Source organism: Vibrio sp. 10N.261.52.A1 (assembly GCF_002876325.1).
Taxonomy (GTDB): domain Bacteria; phylum Pseudomonadota; class Gammaproteobacteria; order Enterobacterales; family Vibrionaceae; genus Vibrio; species Vibrio chagasii.
Window position 1 is genome coordinate 1 of the sequence record NZ_MCYD01000329.1, and the last position, 307, is coordinate 307.

1 pseudogene is annotated in these 307 nt (G+C 44.0%); it reads right to left on the reverse strand.

What is annotated here, in order from left to right:
* Window positions 1-307, reverse strand: a pseudogene (locus BCT81_RS04030) (bifunctional NADH-specific enoyl-ACP reductase/trans-2-enoyl-CoA reductase); the annotation flags it as partial.

Below are 307 nucleotides of genomic sequence, written 5' to 3' on the forward strand. Positions count from 1 at the left end.
GTGTCTTTGATCTCTTCTTCAGTCGCAGGCTCTACGCTTGCTTCGATGATTGTGTCTTTGTTCGTATCAACCGCAGTTGACGTGTACGTTTCACCGATAGGCTTTAGAGATGAACGAATTACTTCGCCAGTCTCTGGCATTTTACGCACTGGAGACGCCAGTGAGTATACAACCATATCGATTTGGCCTAGATCTTCTTTGATCAGGTCAATTGTTTTCTGTTTAGCTTCGTTAGAGAAAGCATCGCCATTCAGGCTTTTTGAATATAGGCCTTCTTCTTTAGCAAACTTGTCGAACGCTGCTGAGT